Annotated in this window: 9 protein-coding genes; 4 read left to right on the top strand and 5 right to left on the bottom strand. The window is 73.2% G+C overall.

Annotated elements, in window-relative coordinates:
* Nucleotides 1–19 precede the first annotated feature (19 nt).
* Together OG736_RS29930 and OG736_RS29925 are read right to left on the bottom strand one after the other, a co-directional pair.
* Complete coding sequence (locus tag OG736_RS29930) at nt 20–1,513, bottom strand: sensor histidine kinase (RefSeq protein WP_327185131.1); 1,494 nt, start codon at nt 1,511–1,513, stop codon at nt 20–22.
* Nucleotides 1,510–2,199, bottom strand: a complete 690-nt coding sequence (locus tag OG736_RS29925; RefSeq protein ID WP_327185130.1) for a response regulator transcription factor — start codon at nt 2,197–2,199, stop codon at nt 1,510–1,512. Before OG736_RS29925 ends, OG736_RS29930 begins: the two co-directional genes overlap by 4 nt.
* A gap of 130 nt (nt 2,200–2,329) precedes the next feature.
* On the opposite strand from OG736_RS29925, the gene OG736_RS29920 reads away from it, so the two are divergent.
* A complete protein-coding gene (locus OG736_RS29920) occupies nt 2,330–2,926 on the top strand; it encodes a PepSY domain-containing protein (RefSeq protein WP_327185129.1) in 597 nt (198 codons plus the stop codon).
* A 35-nt stretch (nt 2,927–2,961) separates the two neighbouring features.
* On the opposite strand, the gene OG736_RS29915 is transcribed toward OG736_RS29920, so the two are convergent.
* From OG736_RS29915 to OG736_RS29905, 3 genes are all read right to left on the bottom strand, one after another.
* Nucleotides 2,962–4,188 (bottom strand): MFS transporter, encoded by a 1,227-nt coding sequence (locus OG736_RS29915; RefSeq protein ID WP_327185128.1) that lies wholly within the window; start codon nt 4,186–4,188, stop codon nt 2,962–2,964.
* A gap of 467 nt (nt 4,189–4,655) precedes the next feature.
* Nucleotides 4,656–5,612 (bottom strand): methylmalonyl Co-A mutase-associated GTPase MeaB, encoded by a 957-nt coding sequence (gene meaB, locus OG736_RS29910; RefSeq protein ID WP_054239889.1) that lies wholly within the window; start codon nt 5,610–5,612, stop codon nt 4,656–4,658.
* A gap of 56 nt (nt 5,613–5,668) precedes the next feature.
* Entirely contained in the window at nt 5,669–6,880 is a 1,212-nt protein-coding gene (locus tag OG736_RS29905) for an acetyl-CoA C-acetyltransferase (RefSeq protein WP_327185127.1), read from the bottom strand.
* A 151-nt stretch (nt 6,881–7,031) separates the two neighbouring features.
* Here OG736_RS29905 and mce point away from each other — a divergent pair, with 151 nt between their 5' ends.
* From mce to OG736_RS29890, 3 genes are all read left to right on the top strand, one after another.
* Nucleotides 7,032–7,472: a methylmalonyl-CoA epimerase gene (mce, locus tag OG736_RS29900; RefSeq protein WP_054239891.1), complete on the top strand. Its 441-nt coding sequence runs from the start codon at nt 7,032–7,034 to the stop codon at nt 7,470–7,472.
* Between the two features lie 232 nt (nt 7,473–7,704).
* A complete protein-coding gene (gene scy / locus OG736_RS29895; RefSeq protein ID WP_327185126.1) occupies nt 7,705–11,586 on the top strand; it encodes a polarized growth protein Scy in 3,882 nt (1,293 codons plus the stop codon).
* Between the two features lie 183 nt (nt 11,587–11,769).
* Entirely contained in the window at nt 11,770–12,708 is a 939-nt protein-coding gene (locus OG736_RS29890; protein ID WP_327185125.1) for a coiled-coil domain-containing protein, read from the top strand.
* The last annotated feature ends 68 nt before the right edge of the window (nt 12,709–12,776 follow it).

The raw sequence follows: 12,776 nt of genomic DNA, 5'->3' as shown, positions 1-12,776 counted from the left end.
ATCGGACCAGGTGATCGGTTCAGGCGATCGGCAGGCGGAGCTCGAACAGGGCTCCGCCTGTCGGCGTCTCACGGACCGTGAGCGTGCCACCGTGCCGGACGGCCACGTCGCGGGCGATCGCCAGGCCGAGGCCCGCCCCGCCGTCGTCACGGCCGCGGGCCTCGTCGAGCCGTACGAACCGCTCGAAGATCCGCTCCCGGTCCGCCCCGGGCACCCCGTCCCCGTCGTCGGCGACGTCGACGACGACCTGCCCGCCCGCCCTCCGCACGGTCACGGTGACGGCAGAACGGGCGTGCCGGTGCGCGTTGTCGAGCAGGTTGGCCAGCACCCGCCCCAGCTGCCCCCGCGATCCGGCCACCTCCCCGGGCGCCGGCTCCCCGGGCGCCGGCTCCCCGGGCTCCACCACCACCGTCACCTCCGGTCGCCCGGCCGCCTCCTCCCGGGCCAGCGCCGCCAGATCCACCCGCGCGCCGGCCACCGGCCCCTCCCCCGCGTCCAGCCGGGCGAGCAGCAGCAGGTCGGCGGCCAGCCGCTGGAGCCGTACGGTGTCCTCGACCGCGCCCGGCACGTCCAGCAGCCCGGGGTGCGCGACACCCACTTCGAGCTGGGTGCGCAGCGAGGCGATGGGGCTGCGCAGCTCGTGCGAGGCGTCGGCGACGAACCGGCGCTGCCGCTCCACGGAGGTCTCCAGCGCGGCCAGCGTCTCGTTCGTCGTGCGGGCGAGCCGGGCGACCTCGTCGTGGGTGTCCGGCTCGGGCACCCGGCGGGTCAGATCGGCGGCGGCGGTGATCGCGGCCATCTCCCGCCGGATGTCCTCGACCGGGCGCAGCGCCCGGCGGGTGACCAGCCAGGTCACTCCCGCGACCACGGCGAGCAGCAGGGGGAAGCCGATCAGCATGACGGTGAGCGCGGTGCGTACGGCGCTCCGCTCAGCCGCCAGGGACGCACCCGCGTACACGGTCAGCAGGCCCTTCTTCGGGTCCCGGACGTCCACGGCGGCGAAGCGGTAGTCGGCCGTGTCGCCGTCGACGGTCGCGGAGCCGTCGGCGAAACGGGTCTCGTCGCCGATCTCGCCGGGTTCGAGCGAGTCCTGGGCTGAGTCGTCGTCGGGGTCGCCGCTCGCGCCGCCCTCCCCGGGATCCTCCCCCGCTTCCTCTCCCGCCTCCTCCGAGAGGTCGTCCCCGGTGTCCTCCCGCGCCCGCGGCACACTCGTGCCGGCACCGCTGATCCGCTCCAGGTCCTCGGTGGCGGCGGCCTGCTCGCCGTTCGCGTCGACGACCTGGACCACCCGCTCGTCGTCGTCCAGCGAGGAGAGCCTGTCGTAGGGCGTGCCGAGGGCCAGTTGGGCGGCGACGGTCCGCGCGGAGCGTTCCGCCTGTCCGTCGGCCTGGCCGGTCAGACTGGAGCGCAGCGACAGCAGCACGGCCGTCCCCGCCGCGAGGAGCGCCACCGCGACCACGAACGTGGCGCCGAGCGTCGCCCGGGCCCGCACGGACCCGAACCGGCGGTTCATCGCGTCGCCTCCGGCCGCTCCAGCCGGTATCCGGCGCCGCGCACCGTCCGGATGAGCCCCGCGCCCAGCTTGCGGCGCAGCGCGCTGACGTACACCTCGACGATGTTGGGGTCGCCGTCGTAGGCGAAGTCCCAGACGTGGTCGAGGATCTCGGTCTTGGACACCACCTCGCCCGCCCGCACGACCAGCTGTTCCAGCACGGCGAACTCCTTGGTGGTCAGCGCGGCTTCGACCTCCGTGCCGCCGTCCCGCAGGAACACCCGCCGGGCGGCGGTGTCGACCTTCAGGTCGCCCAGGACGTGCACGGCCGGGGCCCCGGCGCCCTGTCCGCCCCGGCGCAGCAGCGCCTTCACGCGGGCGACCAGGACGACGTACGAGAACGGCTTGGTGAGGTAGTCGTCCGCACCCGTGTCCAGGCCCTCCGCCTCGTCGTACTCCCCGTCCTTGGCGGTGAGCATGAGGATCGGGACGTCGTTGCCGGCGGCCCGCAGGGTGGAGCAGACCCGGTAGCCGTTCATGCCGGGCAGCATGATGTCGAGGATGACCAGGTCGTACGGCGACTCGCTCGCCCGGTGCAGCCCTTCGAGGCCGTCGTGGACGACGTCCACGGCGTAGCCCTCGGCGGCCAGGCCGCCGGCGAGCGACCGGGCCAGTCGCTTCTCGTCCTCCACGATCAACAGCCGCATGGCACCAGGGTCCCAAACCGAACCTGAAGTGATCTTCAGGCTGCTTCAGCGTGCCTTCAGCTCCGTTCAGGCAGCTTGGTCCACGTCGAAGCCGAAGCAGGCCGAGAGCACACCGATCGGGAGGAACCCCATGAAGCGCAAGCTCGTCATCGCCGCCGTCGCCGCGTCCGTCGTGATCGGCGGAGGTACGGCGGTCGCCTTCGCGGACGACGAGGCGCGAACCGGCGCGGCCGAGGTGCGGGCCGCCGGGCAGGTGGCCGCCGACCGGGCCGAGGGGAGCACGGCGAGCTCCTCGAAGGCCACCGCCGCCGAGGTGATCGCGGCCGCGCTGCGGCACACGCCGGGCACCGCCGTCGGCGCCGACCGGGAGGACGACGGCGCCGACGCGGGCACCTGGCACGTGGACGTCGTCCAGGCCGACGGCGTCGAGCAGACCGTCGCCGTCTCCCCCGACACCGGCAAGGTCCTCGGCGTCCACCGCGACACCGACGACGCCGATGACACCGACGACGACGCCGACGACGCCCGTGCGGAACTCGCCGCGGTGAAGGACGCGGACGTCGACGCCCGCGAGGCCGCGCTGGCCGTCGCCGCCAAGGGCGCGGTGACCGACGTCGACCTGGACGACGACGACCGCGCCACGGTCTGGAGCGTGGACACCGCCAAGGCCGGCGAGTGGCAGGTCGACGTGCGCACGGGCAAGGTCACCCAGGAGCTCGACGACTGACCTGACGTCCGTCCGACCTACCGACCCGCCGGCCGTCAGGCGAGGGGCACGAGATCGCTCGTGCCCCTCCGGGCGCCTCCGGCGACGGCCGCCGCCGTCAGCAGCACCACCGCTCCGGTCAGCGCGAAGCACGCTGCCACCGGCAGCCGCCCGGCCAGCGCTCCGGCGACCGCGGTACCGGCCGTGCTGCCCGCGTTGACGGCCGTGTTGACCCACGCCCCGGCCCGCACCCGGGCCTCCGGCGCGGCGATCTCGTCGGCGATGAGATACGCCGTGGTGATCGCCGGCGACACGAAGAACCCGGCGGCCGCGACGGCGACGGCCAGCGCGCCGAGCCCCGGCGCGAGTCCCGCACCGCACAGCGTCAGCCCGAGCCCCGCCGTGAGCAGCGGCAGCCGCACCCCGGCCGACGCTTGCCAGGTGACGGCCCCGTTGAGCAGCCCGCCGACGGCACTGCCGGCCGACAGCGCGGCCAGCACCCAGGCGGCGCTCGCCCCGCCTGTCCCGTGCCCGTGGCGCTCGGCGAACGCCACGACCAGCAGATCGACCACGCCCAGCGCCAGCCCCACGCCCGCGATGGCGACCACCGGCCGCCCGAGGCCGCGCAGACCGCCGCCGGCCCGCCGCACGGTGGCCTTCCCCGGCCCCACCGCCCGCACGGCCGGCGACGACAGGAACCCGGCCGTGCCCCCGGCCATCAGGGCCGCCCCGACGACGATCCCCGCGGCCGGCGGTGCGAACCCGACGAGCACGCCGACCAGCAACGGCCCGGTGACGAAGAGGAGTTCCTCGGCGACCCCGTCGAGGCTGTACGCGCGTTGCAACAGGGCGCGGTCCGGGGTGAGCCTCCCCCACACCGCCCGCATGGTCGGCCCCAGCGGCGGCACACAGGCGCCCGCGGTGGCGGCCAGGGCGCCCAGCACCGGACCGGGGGCGCCGGCCGGGCGCGCCAGGGCCAGGGTGAGCAGGACGAGCACCGCGAGGTAGGCGGCGGTCATCGGGACGAGTGCCCGGCGTGGACCGTGCCGGTCGATGAGGGCCGCCCGGGCGGGCGACAGGAAGACGGTGGTGGCTCCGAACAGGGCCATCACGGTGCCCGCCACCGCGTACGAGCCCGAGGAGCGGGTCACGGCGAGCATCAGGGACAGCGGGACGATCCCGTACGACAGCCGTCCGGTCAGGGCGGCGGCGAAGGTACGGCGGGCGTGCGGAACGCGCAGGACGACGGCATACGAAGGCCGCACGGCAGGCGAAGCGGACATGAGGAGTTCCTCGACTCATGGCAGGAGAAAAAAGGGGACGCCTGATCGCCGCGAGCGGGGCGGCCGTATGCCGCTCACCGATCACGGGCCGAGGCGGGCCCTATGCCAAGAGAAGGAACATGAACGCGACCGTATCAGCGCGGCCCGGGGCCCGACGAGGGCTTTTTTGCGAACGGCTCGTCAGCGCGTCCCGGGGTCCGGCGGGAGGCCGTCACCCGCCACGGGATGTGCGGCCGGCCGGCTGTCCGGGCCGGTCGTGGCCGTGCAGGCCCTGATCATGCAGGCCCTGCCCGTGCCGGCCCTGCCGGTGCCGTCCGTCGCCTCCCGCCTCGGGCCCGTCCGGCGCCGTCCCGCCGAAGGCGACGCCGGGCCGCGACCGGCGCGCTGCCCGACCGCATCGCACGACGCGCACCGGGCCGGCGCCCCGGGCCGCGCCCTCCCCGCGCCGGTGGCACGTCCGCCGCGTGTCAGCCCTGGGTGAGCCCCGCGACGAGTTCGTCCGCCGCCCGGTAGGGGTCGAGTTCGCCGGCGACGATGCGCTCGGCGAGCGTGCTCAGCCGGCGGTCGCCGTGCAGGTCCCCGATGCGTTCGCGCAGGGCCGTGACGGCGATCGTCTCGACCTCGCGGGCGGCGCGGGAGCGGCGCCGTTCGGTGAGGACGCCGTGCTCCTCCATCCACGCGCGGTGCTTCTCCAGTGCTTCGACGACCTCGTCGATGCCCTCGGAGCGCGCGGCGACCGTCTTCACGATCGGCGGGCGCCAGTCCCCGGGGCCGCGGGCCTCCCCGAGGCCGAGCATGTGGTTCAGCTCGCGGGCGGTGGCGTCGGCGCCGTCCCGGTCCGCCTTGTTGACGACGTAGACGTCGCCGATCTCCAGGATCCCGGCCTTGGCGGCCTGGATGCCGTCGCCCATGCCCGGGGCCAGCAGGACGACACTGGTGTCCGCCTGCGAGGCGATCTCGACCTCCGACTGGCCGACGCCGACCGTCTCGACCAGGATCACGTCGCAGCCGGCCGCGTCCAGTACCCGGATCGCCTGCGGGGCCGACCAGGCGAGGCCGCCCAGATGGCCGCGGGTGGCCATCGAGCGGATGTAGACGCCGGGGTCGGAGGCGTGCTCCGACATCCGGACGCGGTCGCCGAGCAGGGCTCCGCCGGAGAACGGCGAGGACGGGTCGACGGCCAGCACCCCGACGCGTCTGCCCTGCTTGCGGTAGGCGGTGACCAGCGCGGACGTCGACGTGGACTTGCCCACGCCCGGTGAACCGGTCAGGCCCACCACATACGCGTTGCCCGTGAGCGGGGCCAGCGCCTCCATGACCTCCCTGAGCTGCGGGGACGCCCCCTCCACCAGGGAGATCAGCCGGGCCACGGCCCGCGGCCGGCCTTCCCTGGCCTGGGCGACCAGCGAGGAGACGTCCTGCATCACAGCTCCGTTCAGATCCGTTCAGGGTGAGACGTGCACGAGGGGCGCGTCGGTGCTCAGGCCTTGGGTACCCGCACGATCAGCGCGTCACCCTGACCGCCGCCGCCGCACAGCGCGGCCGCGCCCACCCCGCCGCCCCGGCGCTTGAGCTCCAGGGCCAGGTGCAGGACGAGGCGGGCGCCGGACATCCCGATCGGGTGGCCGAGGGCGATCGCACCGCCGTTCACGTTCACCTTTTCCGTGGAGACGCCGAGGTCCTTCATTGACTGCACCGCCACGGCGGCGAAGGCCTCGTTGATCTCGACCAGGTCCAGGTCGGAGACCTCCAGGCCGTCCTTCTTCAGGGCGTGCAGGATGGCGTTGGAGGGCTGGGACTGGAGCGAGTTGTCCGGCCCGGCCACGTTGCCGTGGGCGCCGATCTCGGCGATCCACGACAGGCCCAGCTGCTCGGCCTTGGCCTTGCTCATCACGACCACGGCCGCCGCGCCGTCGGAGATCTGCGAGGAGGTGCCCGCGGTGATCGTGCCGTCCCTGGTGAACGCCGGGCGGAGCTTGCCCAGGGACTCCGCGGTGGTGTCGGCGCGGATGCCCTCGTCCTTGCTGAAGACGACCGGCTCGCCCTTGCGCTGCGGGATCTCGACCGGGGTGATCTCGGCCTCGAAGATGCCGTTCTTCTGCGCGGCGGCGGCCCTCTGATGGCTCAGCGCGGCGATCTCGTCCTGCTCGGGACGCGCGATCCCGAGCCGCGTGTTGTGCTTCTCCGTGGACTCGCCCATGGCGATGTTCTCGAAGGCGTCGGTCAGACCGTCGTACGCCATGGCGTCGAGCATCTCGATCGCGCCGTACTTGAAGCCCTCGCGGGACTTCGGCAGCAGGTGGGGGGCGTTGGTCATGGACTCCTGGCCGCCGGCCACCACGATGTCGAACTCACCCGCGCGGATCAGCTGGTCGGCCAGCGCGATCGCGTCGAGGCCCGACAGACACACCTTGTTGATCGTGAGCGCCGGGACGCTCATCGGGATGCCGGCCTTGACCGCGGCCTGACGGGCCGGGATCTGCCCCGCCCCGGCCTGGAGCACCTGCCCCATGATCACGTACTGCACCTGGTCGCCACCGATCCCCGCACGGTCGAGGGCGGCCTTGATCGCGAAGCCGCCGAGGTCGGCTCCGGAGAAGGACTTCAGGGAGCCCAGCAGTCGTCCCATGGGCGTCCGCGCGCCCGCGACGATCACCGAGGTCGTGCTGTTGGAACCAGTCGAGTCAGTCATGAGCTGCGATTCCCCTTACCGGCCTGCACGGGCCGAGGAGTGAACGAGGGTTTACTTCGAATGTACTGAGTGGCACTCCGTGCCGTCATCGGGCCGTCAGTGTGATCGCGCGCACGTTGCGTAACCACCACGGCCGCGCTCCACTAACAGCATGCTGACGCGAATCGACCACATCGGGATCGCCTGCCACGACCTCGACGCGACCGTCGAGTTCTACCGTTCCACGTACGGCTTCGAGGTGTTCCACTCCGAGGTCAACGAGGAGCAGGGCGTGCGCGAGGCCATGCTCAAGATCAACGATACGTCCGACGGCGGGGCCTCGTACCTGCAGCTCCTGGAGCCGACACGACCGGATTCGACCGTCGCCAAGTGGCTCGACAAGAACGGCGAGGGCGTCCACCACATCGCTTTCGGTACGGCGGATGTCGACGCGGACGCCGCGGACATCAGGGACAAGGGCGTACGCGTTCTGTACGAAGAGCCTCGACGCGGCTCCATGGGGTCACGAATCACCTTCCTGCATCCAAAGGATTGCCACGGAGTACTGACAGAACTGGTCACATCGGCGCCCGTTGAGTCACCTGAGCACTGACCCTCGTACATATGGGCCGGTAGGGTTGGGGGCGGTCGCCGCTCACACCGGGGCGACCCGGTCCTGCCGTACGGCGGTGGGACGCAGCCGGGGTCCGGGTTTCGGGGGGCGAGCGTCGGGGCAGCAGCCCGTGCTCCGCCGTTGATCTGACACCATTCCCCGGGAGCCCCGTTCGGCGGATGGACGGAGCTCGTTCGGGAAGCTTGCGACCAGGGACGGATGGGACCGCGCAGTGCGGGGCTACGAGAGCCAGGAGCGGGAGCCGGCGGCTGACGTCGACCACCTGACTCGGTTCGAAGCCGAGATGAAGCGGCTGAAGACCGAGCGGGAAAAGGCGATCCAGCATGCCGAGGACCTCGGCTACCAGGTCGAGGTGCTGCGCGCCAAGTTGCACGAGGCGCGGCGCACCATCATGTCCCGGCCCGCCTTCGACGGCGGCGACATCGGGTACCAGGCCGAGCAGATGCTGCGTAACGCGCAGATGCAGGCAGACCAGTTGCGGCAGGACGCCGAACGGGAGCTGAGTCAGGCCCGGGCGCAGACGCAGCGGATCCTCCAGGAGCACGCCGAACAGGCGGCCCGGCTCCAGGCGGAGCTGCACCAGGAGGCGGTGGCCCGTCGTCAGCAGCTCGACCAGGAGCTGGCCGAGCGCCGGCAGAACGTCGAGTCGCACGTCAACGAGAACGTGGCGTGGGCCGAGCAGTTGCGGGCCCGCACCGAGGCTCAGGCGCGCCGGCTGCTCGACGAGTCGCGCGCCGAGGCCGAGCAGGCCCTGACGGCCGCCCGCGCCGAGGCCGAACGGGTGGCGGCGGAGGCCCGTCAGCGGCTCCAGGCGGACGCCGAGGCGACCCGCGCGGAGGCCGAGCAGCTGTTGCTGCGGGCCCGCACGGACGCCGAACGGCTGCTGAACGCCGCTTCCAGCCAGGCCCAGGAGGCCAGCGACCACGCCGAGCAGCTGCGCACCTCCACCGTCACGGAGGCCGACGCGGCCCGCCGGCAGGCCGGTGAGCTCAGTCGCGCCGCCGAGCAGCGCATGTCCGAGGCCGAGGAGGCGCTGCGCAAGGCGCAGGCCGAGGCCGACAAGGTGCTCACGGAGGCGAAGGCCACCGCCGAGAAGGCGCTCGCCGGCGCGGAGGCGGCCAAGGAGCAGCGCACCCGTACGGCGAAGGAGCAGGTCGCCCGGCTGGTCACCGAGGCCACCAAGGAGGCCGAGGCGACCAAGGAGGCCGCCGAGCAGCTCGTCGCCGACGCCCGCACCGAGGCCGAGAAGATCGTCGCGGAGGCCTCCGAGAAGGCCCGCACGCTCACCGCCGAGGAGAGCGCGACCCAGCTGTCGAAGGCGGCGAAGACAGCCGAGGACGTCCTGAACAGGGCGCAGGAGGACGCGCAGAACACCACCAAGGCCGCCGCCGAGGAGGCCGAGCGGATCCGCCGTGAGGCGGAGACCGAGGCGGACCGGCTGCGGGCCGAGGCGCACGACATCGCCGAGGAGCTCAAGGGCTCGGCGAAGGACGACACCAAGGAGTACCGCGCCAAGACGGTCGAGCTCCAGGAGGAGGCCCGTCGGCTGCGCGGCGAGGCCGAGCAGCTGCGCGCCGACGCGGTCGCCGAGGGCGAGAAGATCCGCGCGGAGGCCCGCAAGGAGGCCGTCCAGCAGATCGAGGAGGCGGCCAGGACCGCCGAGGAGCTGCTGTCCAAGGCGAAGGCCGACGCGGACGAGCTGCGCCAGAAGGCCACCTCGGACAGCGAGAAGGTGCGCACCGAGGCCATCGAGCGCGCCACCACGCTGCGCCGGCAGGCCGAGGAGACCCTGGAGCGCACCCGCGCGGAGGCCGAGCGCCAGCGCGACGAGGCGGTGGAGCTGGCCGAGACCATCACCTCGAACGCCGAGGAGGCCGCGCGCGAGCTGCGCGAGGAGACCGAACGCGGGGTCGAGGCCCGGCAGGCGGAGGCCGCCGAGGAGCTGACCCGGCTGCACACCGAGGCGGAGGCCCGGCTCGCCTCCGCCGAGCAGGCGCTGACCGACGCCCGCGAGGAGGCCGCGCGGATCCGCCGCGAGGCCGGCGAGGAGACCGACCGGCTGCGCTCGGAGGCCGCGGAGCGGATCCGCACCCTCCAGCAGCAGGCCGCCGCGGAGGTGGACCGGCTGCGCAACGAGGCCGCCGCCGACGCGTCCGCCTCGCGCGCCGAGGGAGAGGCCGTCGCGGTACGGCTGCGTTCCGAGGCCGCCGCCGAGGCGGAGCGGCTGAAGTCCGAGGCGCAGGACACCGCCGATCGGGTGCGCGCGGAGGCGCAGGCCGCCGCCGAGCGGCTCGCCACCGAGGCGTCCGAGACGCTGGCCGCCGCCCAGGAGGAGGCGCTCCGGCGCCGCCGCGAGGCCGAGGAGCTCCTCGGTTCCGCCCGCCAGGAGGCCGACCAGGAGCGCGAGCAGGCCCGTCGGCAGAGCGAGGAACTGCTGGCCTCGGCGCGCAAGCGCGTGGAGGAGGCGCAGACCGAGGCCGTCCGGCTGGTCGAGGAGGCCGACCGGCGCGCCGGCGAGATGGTGTCGGCGGCCGAGCAGCACGCGCAGCAGGTCCGGGAGTCCGTCGCCGGGCTGCACGAGCAGGCGCAGGACGAGATCAACGGGCTGCGGTCCGCCGCCGAGCACGCGGCGGAGCGCACCCGGCGCGAGGCCGAGGAGGAGGCGGACCGGGTCCGTTCCGACGCCTACGCGGTGCAGGAGCGGGCGGCAGAGGACGCGAACCGGGTCCGGCGTGAGGCGAGCGAGGCGTCGGAGGCGGCGCAGGCGCTGGCCGAGCAGACCGTCGGCGAGGCGATCGCGGAGGCGGAGCGGCTGCGCTCGGAGGCGTCCGCGCACGCCCAGCGGGTCCGCACGGAGGCCTCGGACGCCATCGCCCAGGCCGACCAGGACGCCTCGCGCACCCGCGCGGACGCCCGGGACGACGCCAACCGCATCCGCTCGGACGCGGCGACGCAGGCCGACACCCTCATCACCGAGGCCCGCAACGAGGCGGAGCGGCTCCAGACGGAGACCATCGCGGAGGCCGAGCGCCTCCAGTCCGAGACGATCGCGGAGGCCGACCGGCTGCGGGCCGAGTCGGTCGCCAAGGCGGAGAAGCTGATCTCGGACGCCGCCGGGGACGCGGAGCGGCTGCGTGCCGAGGCCGCCGAGACGGTGGGTTCCGCGCAGCAGCACGCCGAGCGGATCCGCACCGAGTCCGAGCGCGTCAGGACGGAGGCGGCCGCGGAGGCCGACCGTCTGATGAGCGTCGCCCGCGAAGAGGCCGACTCGACGCTGGACGAGGCCCGCAAGGAGGCCAACAAGCGGCGCTCCGAGGCCGCCGAGCAGGTCGACACGCTCATCACGGAGACCGCGGCCGAGGCGGACAAGCTGCTCACGGAGGCGCAGCAGCAGGCGCAGCAGGTCACGGCGGACGCGGAGGCGCAGGCCGACTCGATGGTCGGCGCGGCCCGCAACGAGGCCGAGCGACTGGTCTCCGAGGCGACCGTCGACGGGAACTCCCGGGTGGAGAAGGCCCGTACGGACGCCGACGAACTGCTGGTCGGCGCCCGCCGGGACGCGACCGCCATAAGGGAGCGGGCGGAGGAGCTGCGCGACCGCATCACGAGCGAGATCGAGGGGCTGCACGAGCGGGCCCGCCGTGAGGCCGCCGAGACGATGAAGTCGACCGGCGACCGCTGCGACGCGCTCATCAAGGCGTCCGAGGAGCAGCTCGCCAAGGCGCAGGCGAAGGCGAAGGAGCTGGTGTCGGACGCCAACTCCGAGGCGGGCAAGGTCCGTATCGCCGCCGTGAAGAAGGCCGAGGGGCTGCTCAAGGAGGCCGAGCAGAAGAAGGCGACGCTCGTGCGGGAGGCCGAGGAGCTCAAGGCCGAGGCGATCCGCGAGGCGCGGCGCACGGTCGAGGAGGGCAAGCGCGAGCTGGAGGTCCTGGTGCGCCGGCGTGAGGACATCAACGCCGAGATCTCCCGGGTCCAGGACGTGCTGGAGGCGCTGGAATCCTTCGAGGTGCCGACCGGCGGCAAGGACGGAGGCGTCAAAGCGGGCGCCGCCATCGGAGCGCCCCGATCGGGTGGGAAGGCGTCGGACAGCTAGCGGAATGTGTGAATTGCGTTAAAGTCTGAGGCCTTTGACCGGACCTTTGGCAAGCGCTCCGCCGCTCAGCCACCCAAAAGGGGTGTCATTCTCCAGATCAAACACGCATACGCTCGATGACACACCGCTCAGGCCCCTAGGATTCCACCTATCACCTCACCGGTCTCATTCGACAGGAACCCCATGAGCGACACTTCCCCCTACGGCTTCGAGCTTGTGCGGCGTGGGTACGACCGCGCGCAGGTGGACGACCGCATCTCGAAGCTCGTCTCCGACCGTGACAGCGCTCTGGCTCGTATCACTGCTCTGGAAAAGCGCATCGAGGAGCTCCACCTCGAGACGCAGAACGCCCAGGCTCAGGTAAGCGACGCGGAGCCGTCGTACGCCGGTCTCGGCGCGCGTGTCGAGAAGATCCTCCGCCTCGCCGAGGAAGAGGCCAAGGATCTGCGCGAGGAGGCCCGGCGCGCGGCCGAGCAGCACCGTGAGCTCGCCGAGTCGGCGGCTCAGCAGGTGCGCAACGACGCGGAGTCGTTCGCCGCGGAGCGCAAGGCCAAGTCCGAGGACGAGGGCGTCCGGATCGTCGAGAAGGCCAAGAGCGACGCGTCGCAGCTGCGTTCCGAGGCGCAGAAGGACGCGCAGTCGAAGCGTGAGGAGGCGGACGCCCTCTTCGAGGAGACCCGCGCCAAGGCCGCGCAGGCCGCCGCCGACTTCGAGACCAACCTCGCCAAGCGCCGCGAGCAGTCGGAGCGCGACCTGGCGTCCCGTCAGCAGAAGGCGGAGAAGCGTCTCGCGGAGATCGAGCACCGCGCGGAGCAGCTGCGTCTGGAGGCCGAGAAGCTGCGCACCGACGCCGAGCGCCGGGCCCGTCAGACCGTCGAGACGGCGCAGCGCCAGGCCGAGGACATCGTGGCCGACGCCAATGCCAAGGCGGACCGCATCCGTTCCGAGTCCGAGCGCGAGCTGGCGGCCCTCACCAACCGCCGCGACTCGATCAACGCCCAGCTGACGAACGTCCGCGAGATGCTCGCCACGCTGACCGGCGCCGCGGTGGCCGCGGCCGGCACGCCGTCCACGGACGACGAGCCGATCTCCCGCGGGGTCCCGGCGCAGCAGTCCCGGTAACGTCCACGGGTACGGCGACCGAACATCGGCGAAGCCCTTTGCCACTCCGGTGGCAGAGGGCTTTGTCG

The sequence above is a fragment of the Streptomyces sp. NBC_01334 genome (assembly GCF_035983595.1).
GTDB lineage: Bacteria > Actinomycetota > Actinomycetes > Streptomycetales > Streptomycetaceae > Streptomyces > Streptomyces coriariae.
The sequence above is the reverse complement of the archived record's forward strand: the minus strand, read 5'-3'. Positions and strand labels throughout refer to the sequence as shown.